The 16277-nt window shown below is 69.8% G+C and carries 18 protein-coding genes; 10 read left to right on the top strand and 8 right to left on the bottom strand.

The window, feature by feature from the left end; genetic code table 11:
- Positions 1-193 precede the first annotated feature (193 nt).
- Entirely contained in the window at positions 194-1630 is a 1437-nt protein-coding gene (locus IF00_RS0114205) for a YibE/F family protein (RefSeq protein WP_388307144.1), read from the top strand.
- Between the two features lie 51 nt (positions 1631-1681).
- On the opposite strand, the gene IF00_RS0114200 is transcribed toward IF00_RS0114205, so the two are convergent.
- The 4 genes from IF00_RS0114200 to IF00_RS0114185 form a co-directional block, all read right to left on the bottom strand.
- Entirely contained in the window at positions 1682-2125 is a 444-nt protein-coding gene (locus IF00_RS0114200; RefSeq protein ID WP_030317990.1) for an SsgA family sporulation/cell division regulator, read from the bottom strand.
- Between the two features lie 138 nt (positions 2126-2263).
- Entirely contained in the window at positions 2264-3001 is a 738-nt protein-coding gene (locus IF00_RS0114195) for an IclR family transcriptional regulator (protein ID WP_388307420.1), read from the bottom strand.
- 270 nt (positions 3002-3271) lie between these two features.
- Entirely contained in the window at positions 3272-3490 is a 219-nt protein-coding gene (locus tag IF00_RS0114190) for a DUF5326 family protein (RefSeq protein WP_030317987.1), read from the bottom strand.
- Between the two features lie 144 nt (positions 3491-3634).
- Entirely contained in the window at positions 3635-3952 is a 318-nt protein-coding gene (locus tag IF00_RS0114185) for a cupin domain-containing protein (protein WP_030317985.1), read from the bottom strand.
- Between the two features lie 51 nt (positions 3953-4003).
- Here IF00_RS0114185 and IF00_RS0114180 point away from each other — a divergent pair, with 51 nt between their 5' ends.
- The 5 genes from IF00_RS0114180 to IF00_RS0114160 all read left to right on the top strand — a co-directional run bounded on the left by IF00_RS0114180 (position 4004) and on the right by IF00_RS0114160 (position 7816).
- Positions 4004-4381 (top strand): phage holin family protein, encoded by a 378-nt coding sequence (locus IF00_RS0114180; RefSeq protein WP_030317984.1) that lies wholly within the window; start codon positions 4004-4006, stop codon positions 4379-4381.
- Between the two features lie 9 nt (positions 4382-4390).
- Positions 4391-4882 carry a low molecular weight protein-tyrosine-phosphatase gene (locus IF00_RS0114175; RefSeq protein WP_030317983.1) on the top strand — a complete coding sequence of 164 codons (492 nt, stop codon included), beginning with the start codon at positions 4391-4393 and terminating at the stop codon, positions 4880-4882.
- On the top strand, positions 4879-6012 hold the full coding sequence (locus IF00_RS0114170) for a cystathionine gamma-lyase (RefSeq protein WP_030317982.1): 1134 nt from the start codon (positions 4879-4881) through the stop codon (positions 6010-6012). Before IF00_RS0114175 ends, IF00_RS0114170 begins: the two co-directional genes overlap by 4 nt.
- Before the next feature lie 316 nt (positions 6013-6328).
- Positions 6329-7225 carry a LysR family transcriptional regulator gene (locus tag IF00_RS0114165; protein ID WP_030317981.1) on the top strand — a complete coding sequence of 299 codons (897 nt, stop codon included), beginning with the start codon at positions 6329-6331 and terminating at the stop codon, positions 7223-7225.
- Between the two features lie 111 nt (positions 7226-7336).
- Positions 7337-7816, top strand: a complete 480-nt coding sequence (locus tag IF00_RS0114160) for an NUDIX domain-containing protein (protein WP_030317979.1) — start codon at positions 7337-7339, stop codon at positions 7814-7816.
- On the opposite strand, the gene IF00_RS0114155 is transcribed toward IF00_RS0114160, so the two are convergent.
- Positions 7759-9051 (bottom strand): globin domain-containing protein, encoded by a 1293-nt coding sequence (locus IF00_RS0114155; RefSeq protein ID WP_245234530.1) that lies wholly within the window; start codon positions 9049-9051, stop codon positions 7759-7761. The two genes, IF00_RS0114160 and IF00_RS0114155, sit on opposite strands and share 58 nt — an antisense overlap.
- Positions 9052-9156: 105 nt before the next feature.
- Positions 9157-9813, bottom strand: coding sequence for an HAD family hydrolase (locus IF00_RS0114150; RefSeq protein ID WP_030317976.1), 657 nt, complete (start codon positions 9811-9813; stop codon positions 9157-9159).
- Between the two features lie 142 nt (positions 9814-9955).
- On the opposite strand from IF00_RS0114150, the gene IF00_RS0114145 reads away from it, so the two are divergent.
- The 3 genes from IF00_RS0114145 to IF00_RS0114135 all read left to right on the top strand — a co-directional run bounded on the left by IF00_RS0114145 (position 9956) and on the right by IF00_RS0114135 (position 11972).
- Positions 9956-10819 (top strand): GNAT family N-acetyltransferase, encoded by an 864-nt coding sequence (locus IF00_RS0114145; RefSeq protein ID WP_030317974.1) that lies wholly within the window; start codon positions 9956-9958, stop codon positions 10817-10819.
- Between the two features lie 170 nt (positions 10820-10989).
- Positions 10990-11448, top strand: coding sequence for a MarR family winged helix-turn-helix transcriptional regulator (locus IF00_RS0114140; protein WP_030317971.1), 459 nt, complete (start codon positions 10990-10992; stop codon positions 11446-11448).
- A gap of 71 nt (positions 11449-11519) precedes the next feature.
- The gene (locus IF00_RS0114135) at positions 11520-11972 is read left to right on the top strand and encodes a GNAT family N-acetyltransferase (RefSeq protein WP_030317970.1); all 453 of its coding nucleotides are present in this window, start codon (positions 11520-11522) and stop codon (positions 11970-11972) included.
- Between the two features lie 85 nt (positions 11973-12057).
- Here the strand turns inward: IF00_RS0114135 and IF00_RS0114130 are convergent, their stop codons facing one another.
- Positions 12058-13440, bottom strand: coding sequence for a serine hydrolase domain-containing protein (locus tag IF00_RS0114130; RefSeq protein ID WP_030317969.1), 1383 nt, complete (start codon positions 13438-13440; stop codon positions 12058-12060).
- Positions 13441-13572: 132 nt separating this feature from the next.
- Here IF00_RS0114130 and IF00_RS0114125 point away from each other — a divergent pair, with 132 nt between their 5' ends.
- On the top strand, positions 13573-14439 hold the full coding sequence (locus IF00_RS0114125) for an alpha/beta fold hydrolase (protein ID WP_030317967.1): 867 nt from the start codon (positions 13573-13575) through the stop codon (positions 14437-14439).
- Here IF00_RS0114125 and dnaB read toward each other — a convergent pair.
- A complete protein-coding gene (gene dnaB, locus IF00_RS0114120) occupies positions 14430-15914 on the bottom strand; it encodes a replicative DNA helicase (protein WP_078944679.1) in 1485 nt (494 codons plus the stop codon). The two genes, IF00_RS0114125 and dnaB, sit on opposite strands and share 10 nt — an antisense overlap.
- Between the last annotated feature and the right edge of the window lie 363 nt (positions 15915-16277).

The raw sequence follows: 16277 nt of genomic DNA, 5'->3' as shown, positions 1-16277 counted from the left end.
CCGGCATTACCCGGTAACAGGTTCGGCGGTCGGCGCAGCCTCCTCCCGTACGTACATCAGTACGCGCGTACGGTGATCAGCGCCCTCTCAGCCCGGTGCTCCGAGCTCCCGCGTGTGCAAAGGTGCCACCACGCTAGCGTCATCCCTGGCGTGCTGAACAGTGGGCCCCCGTCGTTCTTGCGATGATCGGTCGGTGACTTCCCCCCAACAGACTCCCGAGCCGCACGGCCACGACCACGACCACAGCCCCCACGAGCATGCTCAGCCACACGGCTCTCACGGGCACGGTCCGGCGCACGGATCGCACGGGCAAGGTCCGGCACACGGATCCCACGGGCACAGCCACAGCCATGGGCCCGCCACCCCGGTGTCCCGGCATCTGCGCCGGGTCATCGCCGCGATCCTGGTCCCCTTCGCCACGGCGGTCGTGGTCGGACTCGCGGTCCTGTGGCCCGGCGGCACCCCGCCGCACGAGCGCACCGGCGTCGGCTTCGACCGGCAGACCGAGCAGGGCGAGGTCGTCGCCGTCCAGCAGGTGGACTGCGCCTCCGTGAACGCGGGGCAGGTCCCGCCGACCGGTGACACCTCGACACCGCAGGGACGCGAGGCGGTCAACGCGCAGCAGGGGGAGTGCGAGAAGGCGACGATCGAGGTCACCAGCGGTCCGGAGAAGGGGCGTACGTTCACCGAGATCGTGCAGCCGGACGCACCGCGCCAACTGGACGAGGGACAGGGTGTGGTGGTGGCCTACGCCCCCGACGCCCCGCGCGATCTGCAGTACTCGGTCACCGATGTGAACCGGAAGGTCCCGCTGGCGGTGCTCGCCGGGATCTTCGCCGTCGCGGTCGTGGCCGTCGGCCGGATGAAGGGCGTGATGGCCCTCATCGCGCTGGCCGTGAGCTTCCTGATCCTGACGTTCTTCATCCTGCCGGCGATCCTGGAGGGGTCGAATCCGCTGGTCGTGGCGGTGGTCGGATCGAGCGCCATCATGCTGATCGCGCTCTACATGTGCCACGGGCTCTCGGCCCGCACGTCGGTCGCGGTGCTCGGGACGCTGATCTCCCTGCTGCTGACCGGTCTGCTCGGCTCGGTGTTCATCGGCTGGGCCTCACTGAGCGGCAACACGGACGACAACACCGGCCTGATCCACGGCCTGTACCCGGAGATCGACATGTCCGGCCTGCTTCTGGCCGGGGTGATCATCGGTTCGCTCGGTGTGCTCGACGACGTCACGGTCACCCAGACGTCGGCGGTCTGGGAGCTGAACCAGGCCGATCCGGGCATGGGGCCACGCGCGCTGTACCGGGCCGGGATCCGGATCGGCCGCGACCACATCGCCTCGGTCGTGAACACTCTGATGCTCGCCTACGCGGGTGCCGCCCTCCCGCTGTTGCTGCTCTTCTCCATCGCGCAGAGCAGCATGGGGACGGTGGCCAACAGCGAGCTGGTCGCCGAGGAGATCGTCCGGACGCTCGTCGGGTCGATCGGCCTGGTCGCGGCCGTGCCGCTCACCACGGTGCTCGCGGCCCTGGTGGTCTCCGCCGACCGCACGGACGCCGGTGGCCGGCCGGGCACGGACATCCGGAAGCCCGCGGCGGTACGGGGCGGACGGCGCCGCCGCGCGAAGTGAGGTGTGCGCCGGTCGACGTGCGCCGAGCCGGTACGCGGGACGGGCGCCGGCTCAGGCGGCCGGGCCCGCGCTCTCCTCGGCCAGGATCCGGCCCAGGGCAGCCTCCAGGTTGTCCTCGAAGTCACCGAGCGTCCGCTCCTGCCCCAGCGGAACCAGTTTGTCCGTTCGGTCCAGGAAGGCGACCAACGGCGGTGCGCTCGCCCGGAACAGGGCACGATCCCCGCCGACCTGGAGCCGGATGGAGACGTCCGAGAGACCCTCGGGCTCCGTCGGGGCGATGTGCACATCGCCGTCCCCGCTCGGCCGGTTGATCCCGTCGAGCAGCAGCTCCCTGCCGAACGCCCAGGTCACAGGCGCGTCCCCGGGGAGGTGGAAGGTCATCCGCACCGCGTAGGGATCCCGGGTCTCGTATCGGAGTTCAACCGGGATCTTGAAGGAGAGCTCCTCGGAGACGAGGAAGCTCATCAGGACCTCGGCCTGAACCGACTCTCGCATCATGTACCCCGCAGTAGATGAAGCAGTTGTGTAAACACAGCTGCTGAAAGCTGTGACCGAAACGGCCAGGAATGATCCCCCGTGGCCCTCTTGACGCAATCGTGCTGTAAGCACTAGCAGATCACAAGGAGTGATTTTTCAGATACTGATAGAGAACGCGAGGGAACTGAAGAGCTTTCCGATCTCTGTGCGTAGTTGCTCGACTGCTGGGAGCAACCGTTCTTCCTGGTGAAGGGGGAGAGAAATGGCCATTGCGGCCGCCGTGGAGCCCGCAGTGATGGGGATTGCGGCACAGACCGTGCCGAGCGCATATTCCTGACGCTCTACCAGGGGCTCCATTCGCCCCAAACCGCCCAAACGCTCCAAAAGCACACGGCGGTTACGCACCGTGTACGGAGTGATGGCTTCCACCGGGTGGCGGTCGAGGTGGTCTTGACGAGATTTCAGATCGAGTTGACTCAACAGGCACTGCCCGATCGCATGGGCGTGCCCGGTCTCGCGAAAGTCGGCCCATTCCTCGACCGCGGGAGCGGATGGGGTGTCGGCGACAGCGACGAGCTCGATCTCCCCCTCGCGGTAGAGGGCGAAGTAGACCGGCACACCGATCGCGTCCCGCCAGCGGGCGAGGGAGTCTTCGATCTTGATGCGACGATTCTGCACATCTCCGCCGCCGGCCAGTCGGACCGCGGCGTCGCCAAGGACGAACACACCCTTCTCGCGGACCAGATAGCCCTCGTGCGTCAGGGTGCGGAGCAGGTGGTACGTGGTGGGCAGCGGAAGGCCCGTCTCACGGGCGAGTTGTTTGGCCGGGGCGCCTTCCGCGTGGGAGGACACAGCCTCCAGAAGTCTCAGTGCGCGCTGCACCGAGCCGATCAGGGTAGGCGCAGTCGTCTGCGTAGCCGTGGCCAAAGGTCACCCCCAGGCGTGACGACGGGTGCATCACACCCGCCCGCGGGGGCCGCCCCCGCGCGCCCGCCGGGCCTGGGAAACCGCTGGTCAGTACGGAGGTCTACGCCTGTAGTCCCCAACGCGGCGGAGGGATTCCACTCTAGTGGCAGCTCCTGGGCCCGCGCCCTGATTCGACCAGCGCGTTCCCCCGGCCGGGCTAATACCCTCCGTCGCCTTCATACCGATCGGTAGCCTGTGCTACCACTCCTCGCGGGACCGGTCCGAGGAGCTGAACTTCCGTACGACGTAGATCAGTCCGGCGACGAGGGCCACGAAGAGCAGCACCTTGAAGAGCAGCCCGATCACGAAAGCCAGGACGCTGGTGATCAGTCCGCCGAAGACGAGCAGTGCGAGCACGGGTATGGCGACCCACTTGACCCACCACGGCATCCCGGCGAGAACCTCCTGTACGGCCATCGTCCTCTCCCTCGCTCTCGAAGATCTGTTCCGCACACTCCGCGCCGAACACCCTCAAGGCTAGGTTCCGGACGAGGCGCACGGGGGCCCTGCGGCCCCCGCTCTCCCCTGATCCGCCCCCTAGGGGCTCCGCCCGCTCGACCCTCAGGCCTCCGGCGGGGAGAAGACCACCATCACCCGCAGGTCCTCGCTGATGTGGTGGAACTTGTGCTCCACTCCGGCCGGCACATAGACCACGCTGCCGCGCGCCACCTGGGTCGTCTCCGTCCCCACGGTGATCGCCGCCCGGCCGCTCACCACGAAATACACCTCGTCCTGACGGTGCGGCTGCTGCGGGTCGAGCTCCCCCGCGTCCAGCGCGTACAGGCCCACCGACATGTTCCGCTCCCGCAGGAACTGGAGATACGCGCCCTTGTTCGCGGCACGCTCCGCCTCCAGTTCATCCAGTCGGAATGCCTTCATCGCCTGTCAGCCCCTGCCGTCGGCCCGATCATGTCTGCCACGATCAGACACATGATGAATTTCGTAGTCAAGACACTCGCGAACGCGGGCGCCCTGGGAGTGGCCATCTGGCTGCTCCAGGACATCACCCTGACCGGTGAGAGCACCGGTAAGAAGGCCCTTACTCTCATTCTCGTCGCCCTGGTCTTCGGGCTCGTGAACTTCTTGGTCAAGCCGATCGTCAAACTGCTGACGCTCCCGCTCTTCATTCTGACGCTCGGCCTGATCACCCTGGTGGTCAACGCCCTGATGCTGCTCCTTACCTCCTGGCTGGCCGAGCAGTTCAACCTCAGCTTCCACGTGGAGGGCTTCTGGACCGCCGTCCTCGGCGGCCTGATCATCTCCGTCGTCTCCTGGGCGCTGAACGTCGTGCTCCCCGACGGCGACTGAGTGGAGACCATGACGTACCGCGTCTGCTTCGTCTGCACCGGCAACACCTGCCGCTCGCCTATGGCCGAGCACGTCTTCCGCAGACATGTGGAGGACGCCGGCCTCGGTGGGCTGGTGGCGGTCGAGAGCGCCGGCACCGGAGTCTGGCGCGAGGGCGAAGGCGCCAACCCGCGCACGGTCTCCGTACTGGAGGAGAACGGCTATGCCTCCACGCACACCGCCCGTCAGTTCCGGGCCTCCTGGTTCCCGCCCCTCGACCTGGTGATCGCGCTGGACGAAGGGCATCTGCGGGAGCTCCACCGGCTCGCCCGCACGCCCGAGGACGCGGCCCGGACACGGCTGCTGCGCTCCTTCGACCCGGCCGCCGGGGACGCGCTCGACGTCCCCGACCCGTACTCCGGAGACCGTGAGGACTACGAGAAGTGTCTTGAGATGGTGGAGGCCGCGAGCGGGGGACTGCTCGCGGCCGTACGCCGTGAACTGGAGGAACGGACACCGTGACCGACAAGCACTACGGCGACGGCACACGCGCGGTCCGGGCAGGGCTGCCCGAAGCCGTGAAGTACGAGCCGACCCTGCCCGGGCCGGTCTTCGCCGCGCACTTCCACCTGCCGGGCGATCCGACCGGCGGATACGCGTACGGCCGCGACGAGAACCCGACGTGGACCCATCTGGAGCGGGCGATCGGCGAGCTGGAGGCGCCGGGGGAGCAGGGCGTCGAGACGCTGGTCTTCGCCTCGGGCATGGCCGCGATCTCCGCCGTCCTCCTCTCGCAGCTGAGGACGGGCGACGTCGTGGTGGTCCCCGAGGACGGCTACCAGGCGCTGCCTCTGCTGCACGAGCAGCTGAGGGCGTACGGCATCGAGGTCCGCACCGCGCCCACCGGCGGCGACGGCCAGCTCGCCGTCCTCGAAGGGGCTCGGCTGCTGTGGATCGAGACGCCGTCCAACCCCGCGCTCGACGTCTGCGACATTCGGCGACTGGTGCGCGAGGCGCATGCCGCGGGGGCGCTCGTGGCCGTCGACAACACCCTCGCCACCCCGCTCGGCCAGCGCCCGCTCGAACTGGGCGCGGACTTCTCCGTCGCCAGCGACACCAAGGGCATGACGGGGCACGGCGACATCCTGCTCGGCCATGTCACCTGCCGTGATCCGGAGCGGGCGGCGGAGGTACGGCGCTGGCGCAAGGTCGTCGGCGCCATCCCCGGCCCCATGGAGGCCTGGCTCGCCCACCGTTCGCTCGCCACGCTGCAGCTGCGGATCGACCGCCAGTGCTCCACCGCGCTCGCTCTGGCGCAGGCGCTCGCGAGGCGCGCGGACGTGACCGGGCTGCGCTACCCGGGGCTGCCCGAGGACCCCTCGCACGCCGTGGCCGCCCGGCAGATGCGGCGCTTCGGGCCCGTGGTCTCCTTCGAACTGGCGGACCGGAAGCGGGCCGATCGGTTCCTGGAGGGGTTGCGGATCGTGGACGACGCGACCAGCTTCGGCGGTGTGCGCTCCACGGCGGAGCGACGCGGGCGCTGGGGCGGGGACGCGGTCGCGGAGGGCTTCATCCGGTTCTCGGTCGGCGCCGAGGACCCGGGGGACCTGATCGCCGATGTGCTGCGGGCTCTCGACGAGGCCGGGGCGTAGATCCGTTCGGCACACGGCCGGCGCCTGTCCTGGAACAGGCCCTCGCAGGCCCTGGACACGGTCCTCACGGGGTCCTGTCCACGGCCCGCGCCGGTCCCGGGCGCACGGAACGAGACGCTCCGAGCCTCCCCCCTCGTGGCTCGGAACGCCTCGGTTCCACGCGCGGAGACCGCCTGAACAAGGCTAGTTGACTGTGCGTCAGTGTCCAATCACGGTAGCGACAGAGACCTATCGACTTATTTATAGTTGGACGGTCCTGAGGCGCAGTCAGCCGACCGCCTGAGTCGAACGGCCGCACGGCCGGGAGGGGGCGACCATGGATCTGGCCCTGCTGCGCACATTCGTCACGGTGCACCGGGCCGGCTCCTTCACCCGTGCCGCCGCGCTCCTCGGGCTGTCCCAGCCGGCCGTCACCAGCCAGATCCGGACGCTCGAACGACAGCTCGGACGCCCTCTCTTCCTCAGACAGGCCCGCGGTGTCACGCCGACCACCATCGGCGACGAGCTCGCCCACCGCGCCGCTCCCCATCTGGACGCCCTCGTCGAGATCGCCGAGACGGGCCTCGACGAGGAGAGCGGCGTCCGTACCCTCCATGTCGCCGGTCCCCCGGAGTTCACCGCACTCCGTGTCCTGCCGGCCCTCACTCCGCTGGTCGGGCAGGGTCTCGCCGTACGGGCCTCGTTTCTCGGCAACACCGAGGAGATCCTCGACGGGCTCGCCGCGGGCCATCACGATCTGGCCGTCGCCACCGCGCGCCCCCGGGGCGGCCTGATCGTCTCCACCCCACTCTGCGACGAGGAGTACGTGCTGGTCGCCGCCCCGCGCTGGGCGGCGAGGCTCTCCCCCGACGTCCTCCTCCGCAAGGGCGCCGTGGTCCTGGAGCAGCTGCCGGTCGTCGAGGTGCACGAGTCGCTGCCGTTCGTGGCCCGCTACTGGGCAAGCGTCTTCGAGACCAAGCCGGCGGTCGCCGCCACCGTGATCGCCCCCGATCTGCGCGCCGTTCGGGAATCCGCGGCCTCCGGCGCCGGCCTCGCCGTCCTGCCCCGCTATCTGTGCGAGGAGGCCCTGGAGCAGGGCCGGCTGGTGGCGCTGCTCGATCCTCCGGTCCCTCCGCTCCGGACCTACTTCCTGGTCGTACGGACGGGGACGCTCGCGCTGTCGCCCATCGCCCGCGCGCACGAGGAACTGCTGCGGGCCGCGGGGGACTGGTGAGTCTTCGTGGGGGAGCCGCGGCCTTCTGCGAGGACTGATGAGTTTCCGCCGGGGACGGCGAGTTTCAGGACACCCCCGACGGGCCATTTTCTTCCCATGAACGAACGGCCCATGAACGAACGGCCTGTGATCAAGCGCACCGCACGCGCCATCCTGCTCGACGGGGACGACCTCATCCTCATCAAGCGCACCAAGCCGGGGGTGGATCCCTACTGGGTCACGCCCGGTGGAGGCGTGGAACCCACCGACGCCACCGTCGTCGAGGCCCTGCACCGCGAGGTCCACGAGGAGCTCGGTGCCAAGATCGTCGATGTGGTGCCCTGTTTCGTCGACACCGTCGAGCACATCGTCGACGGCGGGGTCTCAGGGGTGAAGGTCCAGCACTTCTTCGTGTGCCGCCTCGACTCCATGGACACCACGCTGCGGCACGGTCCCGAGATGGACGAGCCCGTGGGCGAATACGAGATCGTTCGGGTGCCCTTCAGCCGGGTCGGCATCGCGGCCGTGCACCTCGTCCCGCTCTCGTTGCGCCACTACCTCGACGGCAACATCGAGGGCGTCCGCGCGATGCACGCCCCCGACCTGGGCTGATCGTCGGCCGCCGGGGCCAGTTCGGCGAGGAAGTCGTGCCGGATGCGCTCCGCGGGGACCCCCGCTCCCCGTAGCGCGTCCACCCCTCGACGGACCATGCCGAGCGGCCCCGAGAGGTAGGCGTCGCGTTCACTCCACGAGCCGTAGCGGCAGACGGCCTCCGGGAGCCGTCCCTGCTCCTCGGTGACCGGATGGACGGAGAGCCAGGGGAAGGTCTTCTGGAGCCGCATCATCGTGTCGATGTCGTACAGGTCGTGGCCGTTGCGTGCCCCGTAGAAGACATCGACCGGACGCCTGTCCCCGTGCTCGGCGACGTCCTCCACCAGGGCCTTGATGGGAGCTATCCCGGTGCCGCCGCCGACACAGAGCAGGCCCGTGTCCGTGTCGTGGTCGACGGTCATGGAACCGGCCGGCGGCCCGAGGAGCAGAACGTCTCCGGGGCGCGCCCGGTGGACCAGCGCGTTGGACACCCAGCCCGCAGGAACCGCCTTCACGTGCAGGGAGAGCAGTCCATCGGGCCGGGGCGCCGAGGCGAACGAGTAGTGACGCCATATCCGCGGCCACCACGGGGTCTCCAGCGTCGTGTACTGCCCCGCGAGGAAGGAGTACGGCTGGTCGGGCCGGAGCGTGACGACGGCGATGTCCGGAGTCCGCAGATCGTGGGAGACCACCTCGGCCTGCCACCAGGCGGGCGCCGAGCGCTCGTCCTCCGCCGCCGCGTCGATCATGACCTGGGAGATCGTCGTGTACGTACGGACCCAGGCCGCCTGGGTCTCCTCGTCCCAGGTCGTCGTCGCATACCGCGTGAGCGCGCCGATGAGAGCCTCGCCGACGGCGGGGTAGTGGGTGGAGTGCGTGCCGTACTTGCGGTGGCCCCTGCCGAGGTTCTGCAGATACGCGGTGAGCACCGGGGTGTCGTCCATGTGCTCCGCCGCGGTGAGCAGGGCCTTCAGGAGTCTGTCCCGCTGGGTGTCCATGGCCGCGGGGAACATCTCTCGCAGCCCCGGGTTCCCGATGAAGAGCAGGGCGTAGAAGTACGAGGTCACCCGGTCGGCGACCGGCGCGATCTCGGCGAGGGTCCGGCGGACGAGTACCGCGTCGGCGGAGGCTTCCGTGGGTATTCGGGGCTCGTTCCCGCCATCCGCCGGGCGGCGGGGCCCGTTCCCGCCCCCCGCCGGGCGCTCCGGCCCGTCCCCGTCCTCCGCTGCCTTCGTGGTGGTCGGAGCATCCATCATGTGCCTCGCCTATCGCTGGCCGGCTTCCGTGGACGCAGCATGACCCCTCCGCGCACCGCTTCGGAGGGAAAGCGGCGTTCTCGGGCCAAAGGGCAGGGTTTCTGACTAAGCTGCGCTGTTTCGGACCAGGGCGTAGGCCTCGCGCAGATCTCCGCCGGTGTAGCTGTGGCGGGCGAGCCCGGCGAGATGGTGGTCCGCGTTGACCGCCACGGTGTCCGGCACGATCGCGAAGAGCTCCGCATCGGACATCGAGTCGCCGTAGGCGACGGAATGGGCCGGGTCCATCCCGTACTCCGCACAGAGCTCCCGCGCGATCCGCACCTTCGCCCGCGCGTCGAGGATGCCGGGCCGGTGGATCGGCTCGGTGAAGGGGACGGTCGGCCAGTGCGATCCGTGCACCGTGTCGACGCCCCAGTCGAGAAGCCGCTCGACGAAGAAGTCGGGAGAGAGCGAGATGACCGCACAGCGGTCGCCCCGGTCCCGGATGTCTGCCCAGACCTCACGAATGCCCAGCAGCCAGGGCGCCCCTTCGAAGGCCGCCGCGACCTGGTCCACGGTGAGCGCAGACCACAGCTCGCGTGCCCGGACGGCGAACTCGTCCGGAGTGAGCCCCTGTAGGAGAAAGCTCTCCTCCAGGGCGGCGATCTCCTCGTCGACGCCCAGCTGCCGGGAGATCTCCACCGCCGCGGCCGACCCCCGGATCAGGGTGCCGTCGAGGTCGAAGAAGTGCAGTCGCTGCTGTCGCTGTTTCACGTGAAACATCGTCTCCGTCCCACGACATGGAAAGCAACGCCCTCTTCCGGCTACCCGTCCGGCCCCGCGCCTGCTCCGCACGGCGCACACGTCTCGGCCAGATCCGCTAAACCGGTGGACGGAAGATCACCGCGTCGGCCAGCCTGACAGCATGCCGATCTCCCCCTCCTCGCTCGCCCAGCTCCCCATCCGGCGCCTCGGCGTGGACGACCTCCTCGCCTGCGCCGACCTGTCCGAGAACCGGGGCTGGCCGCGCGAGGAACACAAGTGGGGCCTCCTGCTCGCCGCGGGCGCCGGCTACGGCATCGACGACCCTTCCGGAGCCGGGCTGATCACCTGCTCCGTGGTCACGTCGTACGGCCCGGGGCTCGCCGCGATCGGCATGGTGCTCGTCGCCGAACGGTACGCACGCCAAGGGGTGGGACGCCGGCTCATGGAGCACGTCCTGGCGGAGGCCGGGGAGACCCCGCTCACCTTGCACGCCACTCCGTACGGGCAGCCTCTCTACGAGCAGCTGGGCTTCACGGAGACGGGCCGCGCGGAGATGGTGCATGGGCGCTTCACGTTCACCGCACCCGCCCCGGCCGTCCCGGTCCGCCCGGCGACGGCGGAGGACCTCCAGGCGATCCTGCGCCTGGACCACGAGGTCTTCGGCCTCGACCGGACGCATGTGATCACCCGGCTGCCCGCGTTCGCCGACCATCTCCGGGTCGCGGAGGAGGACGGCGAGATCACCGGCTTCGCGGCGGCCTGGCCCAACATGGACACCCATGTCGTCGGACCGCTGATCGCCCGGGACGCCGCCACGGCCCAGGCCCTGATCGCCTCACTCGCGGCGGCCACCGACCGCCCGCTGCGCACGGACATCGACGTGCGGCACTCGGCCCTGCTGAGCTGGGTGAAGGAGAACGGCCTCGACTCGGTCGCCTTCAACGCGGTGATGGTCCGCTCCCTCCCCGACCTCCCCGGTGACTGGCGCCGCCGCTTCGCTCCCCTGACCGTCGCGGCCGGGTAGCGCGGGGTTCGGTCCACCGGTGTGAGGGCGGGGGCCGATCCGACCGCCCTAGCCGGGGGCAGGGTCCGATCTCCCCTCCCAGATTTACTTGCACACGCGCATTATTGCGTCGCATCGTCTACCCTGGATCCAGAACCACTCCGGTGCCGAGGAGAGACCGAGGAGAGACCATGACCGCGACGGACCCCGCACTCACCGCGCTCTCCCAGCGCTGGTGCGCCCTCTCCCTGCTGCACGGCAGGATCGAGTCGCACATCGAGCGCGCCCTGGAGACGCGGCACGGTCTGAGCGTGCGGGAGTACTCCCTCCTCGACGTCCTCAGCCGCCAGCACAGCGGACCGGGCGGGCACCTCCAGATGAAACAGGTCGCCGACGCGGTCGTCCTCAGCCAGAGCGCCACCACCCGGCTGGTCACCCGGCTCGAGGACCGTGGTCTGCTCACCCGGTACCTCTGCGCCACCGACCGGCGCGGCATCTACACCGATGTCACCGAAGCCGGCCAGAAGCTCCTGGCAGAGGCCCGCCCCACCAACGACAGCGCTCTTCGCGAGGCACTCGACGAGGCCGCCAAGAACCCGGAGCTGGCACCGCTGGTCCAGGTCGTGGAAGGCGTGGGCGTTCCCGCCTGACGCCCGGCCGTCCGACCCGCGCGGTACACCCTCAGTGAGGCGATGCCCTCCCCCGGCGTACCCTGCGGGGCATGAGTGATCTTGAGATACGTCCCGCCACCGCGGAGGACCTCGAAGCCATCGTCGCGATGCTCGCCGACGACCCGCTGGGCGCGCAGCGCGAATCTCCGGACGACCTCAGCCCGTACGTCGCGGCCTTCGAGCGCCTGGCGAACGACCCTCAGCAGCACCTCGTCGTGGCCGTCCGCGAGGCCAGGGTCGTCGGCACCCTCCAGCTGACGATCATCCCCGGCCTCTCCCGCCGGGGTGCCACCCGCTCGATCATCGAGGGCGTCCGCATCCACGCCGAGGAGCGCGGCAGCGGCCTGGGCACCCTGCTCATCGAGTGGGCTGTCGAGGAGTCCCGGCGCCAGAGCTGCCGACTCGTCCAGCTGACCTCCGACGTCACCCGCACCGATGCCCACCGCTTCTACGAGCGGCTCGGCTTCGAGGCCTCTCACCTGGGCTTCAAGAAGAACCTCTGAGGCAGAGGAGCACGCCGTCGGCGTGCCGGGACGCGTCCCCGGCACGCCGATCACGGTTGTTTCACGTGAAACACCGCAGAACGGCTCAGAGACCGCGCCAGCCCGCCTCGTCCACGCCACCCGGCACCACGTCCGCCGGCGCGTACGGCTCCCGCGTGAAGACGAAGGAGCCGAGGTCGAGATGGCTCACGCTGCCGTCGGCGCGCCGCACGGCCCGGAGCGTCTCCCCCTCGTAGTAGCCGTTCAGCCCGACCCAGCCCCCCTCGGGCAGCGCCCGGAAACGGGCCCGCCGCCCGGCTCCCCGCAGGGGTTCGAGCATCACACTCCGCTCAGGGCCGATCCGGAGCCCGTAGGCGTACGTGCCCCAGTACCAGGGACCTGTCAGGGCCAGCAGCTCCTCATCGGCCTCAGCCTCCGGAAGCGGGCGCCAGGGCTCCGGGAACCTCGGTTCCGCCTCCGCCACGATCCGTACGAGATCGGCGGCCACGGCCCCCGTCAGCGGCCCGGAGGTGGCATTGGAGAGGGCGATCGCCGCCAGCCCGTCCTCCACGCTCACCCAGAGGGCGGCGACGAAACCGGGGAGCGATCCGGTGTGGCCGATCAGGGTCCGGCCGTCCTTGCGGATCAGCTGAAGCCCGAGCCCGTAGCCTCCCTCCCAGTCCCCCTCCCCGGCCGCGGAGGCCGGGGCCCGCATCTCCGCCACGGACGCCGCGACGAGCACGCGCTCCTCTCCCGCCGCGAGGAAGGCGGCGAAGCGGGCGAGATCCGCCGCCGTCGACCAGAGCTGCCCGGCCGGCGCCATCAGCCCGAGGTCCTCGGACGGCTCCGGCAGCATCACATCGGCCCAGGGGTGCACCGCCCAGCCGCCCGCGTGCGGGGCGACCGGATCGAGCGTCGTACGGCTCATCCCGAGCGGCTCCAGGATCTCGCGCCGCAGAGCCTCCTCCCACGACACTCCGCGCACGGCCTCGACCAGCGAACCGAGCAGCGTGTACCCGGGGTTCGAGTAGTGGTGGCGGCGCCCCGGCGCCTGGAGGAAGGGCTGCTCCCCCAGGACGTCGGAGAGCTCCGGCCTCAGCGCGGCGGACGAGCGCTCCCACCACTGACCGGGCGTCTCGGCCGCGAGACCGCCGCTGTGCCCGAGGAGCTGAGCGATCGTCACGTCGCCGGCACCCGTGCCCTTGAGGTGCCGCTCCAGCGGATCGTCGAGACCGAGGAGCCCCTCGTCCCGCAGCCGCATCACCAGCACGGCGGTGAACACCTTGGTGATCGATCCGATCCTGAACTGGGTGTCGGTGTCAGGCGCGTGCCCGTCCACGCAACTGCGCGAGCCGCTCCACACCAACGCTCCTTCGCGCACCACGGCCCCCACGAAGGAGGGCGCCCGCCCCTCGGACTGGGCGACCGCGACGCGATGCAGCAGAGCCCGCTCGGTACCGGGCAACAGGGCTTCGAAAGTTGTCGTCATGGGCACCATCCAACGTGATCTCCTGGACAACGGCCTCCGGATTAGCGGTGAGCAGGGGCAGTGCGCGACACGGGCGCCAGACGGCCGGCACCTTCGGCACGGGTAGGAGAGAAGACGGGAAGGCGGCACCCCATGCGCGGCACCGAGCACGTCATCCGGACCAACGGCGTCGAACTGTGCGCGGAGACCTTCGGCGACCCCGCCGACACTCCCCTCCTCCTCATGCACGGCGCGGGCCACTCGATGCTCGCGTGGAACGAGGAGTTCGTCCGTCGCCTCGCCTCCGGCGGCAGGTACGTGATCCGCTACGACAGCCGGGACGCGGGGCGCTCCACCGTGTTCCCCGTGGGCGAGCCGTCGTACGACCTGCGCGATCTGGTCACCGATGCCGCCGGGCTGCTCGAAGCCCTCCACCTGCCGCCCGCGGAGATCGTCGGCATGTCCCAGGGAGCGGCCGTCGCCCAGCTGCTCGCCCTCGATCACCCGGACCGGGTCGCCACGCTCGCCCTCGCGTCCTCGACCCCCGGCGGACCGGGCCACGACCAGCCCGATCTGCCGCCGATCACGGAGGCCCTGCTGGCGGTTTTCGCCGAGAGCGCTCCGGAGCCCGACTGGAAGGACCGGGCCGCTGTCGTCGAGTGGCTCGTCGAGGGCGAGCGCCCCTTCGCCGCCGCCTCACGCCCGTTCGACACCGCCGCCATGCACGCCTGGGCGGCACGGGTCGTCGACCACGCGCGCGACATCGCCGCGCAGGTCACGAACCCCTTCTTGATCGACGCCGGAGCACCCTGGCGGGACCGCCTCGGTGCGATCACGGCCCCGACGCTCGTCCTGCACGGCACCGAGGACCCGCTGTTCCCTCTGGAGCACGGCCGCGTCCTCGCCGCCGAGATCCCCGGTGCCCGATTCCTCGCCATGGAGCGGACGGGCCACGAGGTGTTCCCCCACGAGGTCTGGAACGAGGTGGTTCCCGCGCTCCTCGGGCGCGGTCAGGTCTGAGCCATGTCCACGAAGCGGGAGTAGTGGCCCTGGAAGGCCACGGTGATCGTGGCCGTCGGACCGTTACGGTGCTTGCCGACGATGATGTCGGCCTCGCCCGCTCGCGGTGACTCCTTCTCGTACGCGTCCTCGCGGTGCAGCAGGATGACCATGTCCGCGTCCTGCTCGATCGAGCCGGACTCACGCAGGTCGGAGACCATCGGCTTCTTGTCGGTTCGCTGCTCGGGGCCACGGTTCAGCTGGGAGAGCGCGATCACCGGCAGCTCCAGCTCCTTGGCGAGGAGCTTGAGGTTTCGCGACATGTCGGAGACCTCTTGCTGACGGCTCTCCTGCCGCTTCGAACCACCGGACTGCATCAGCTGCAGATAGTCGATGATCACGAGCTTGAGCCCGTTGCGCTGCTTGAGGCGGCGGCACTTCGCCCGGATCTCCATCATCGACAGGTTCGGGGAGTCGTCGATGTAGAGCGGGGCCTGGGAGACGTCCGGCATCCGGCGGGCGAGCCGGGTCCAGTCCTCGTCGGTCATCGTGCCGGAGCGCATGTGGTGCAGTGCGACCCGGGCCTCCGCCGAGAGCAGACGCATCGCGATCTCGTTGCGGCCCATTTCGAGGGAGAAGATGACGCTGGGCAGGTTGTGCTTGATGGACGCCGCCCGCGCGAAGTCCAGGGCGAGGGTCGACTTACCCATGGCGGGACGCGCCGCGATGATGATCATCTGACCCGGGTGCAGACCGTTGGTGAGCGAGTCCAGGTCGGTGAAGCCGGTGGGCACACCGGTCATCTCACCGCTGCGGGAGCCGATCGCCTCGATCTCGTCGAGCGCCCCCTCCATGATGTCGCCGAGCGGCAGATAGTCCTCGGTGGTCCGCTGCTCGGTGACCGCGTAGATCTCGGCCTGGGCCGAGTTCACGATCTCGTCGACGTCGCCGTCGGCCGCGTAGCCCATCTGCGTGATCTTGGTGCCGGCCTCGACGAGGCGACGCAGGACGGCCCGCTCGTGGACGATCTCCGCGTAGTACGAGGCGTTGGCCGCCGTCGGTACCGACTGAACCAGGGTGTGCAGGTAGGAGGCGCCGCCGACGCGGGTGATCTCGCCACGCTTCGTGAGCTCGGCACCGACCGTGATCGGGTCGGCCGGCTCGCCCTTGGCGTAGAGATCGAGGATCGCGGCGTAGACCGTCTCGTGGGCGGGCTTGTAGAAGTCGTTGCCCTTGATGATCTCCACGACGTCGGCGATGGCGTCCTTGGAGAGCAGCATGCCGCCGAGGACGGACTGCTCGGCGTCGAGGTCCTGCGGGGGAACACGCTCGAAGCCGGAGAGCCCGCCGTCCCAGGGCCCGCCTTCGCCGCCCCGCTCGTGCTGGTCGTCCCGCCCGCGGCCGCGACCGCGCCCTTCGCCTCGGGTACGGGTGGGCAGTCGGTCGCTCGGTCCGCTGTCGGCCCAAGGGTCGTCCAAGGGCTCGGGAATGCTCACCAAGCACCTCCTCCCGTCCGCTCCGCGGACCTCGCCATGCCACTCTTTCTTACGCCACGGGCTTGATCAACGAGTGGCTTTGCGACCGCTTCTGGCGCGTCGGGCGCCGGACCACGGTAGGCCCGCGAGAGGCCTCAGCCAATCTGGTTATCCACAGGCCCTGTGGGTGAAGGGCCTCAGCCTGTGGAGAACTCGCCGGAACCTGTGCACGGACCGGGGGACAGCCATGTGGACAAACTCATAGGCCCCTCCACCTCACCGGCCTGACCTGCACTTTTCCCATCCACGGGCTGTGGGGGAGAAAAACTTTTCCCCCTGGGCCAAGATCAGAACAAACGACCCACACCCGAAGCGCCTTACCCT

Source organism: Streptomyces flavochromogenes, from assembly GCF_000717595.1.
GTDB classification, from domain to species: domain Bacteria; phylum Actinomycetota; class Actinomycetes; order Streptomycetales; family Streptomycetaceae; genus Streptomyces; species Streptomyces flavochromogenes.
This window is presented reverse-complemented; position numbering and strand designations above follow the sequence as displayed.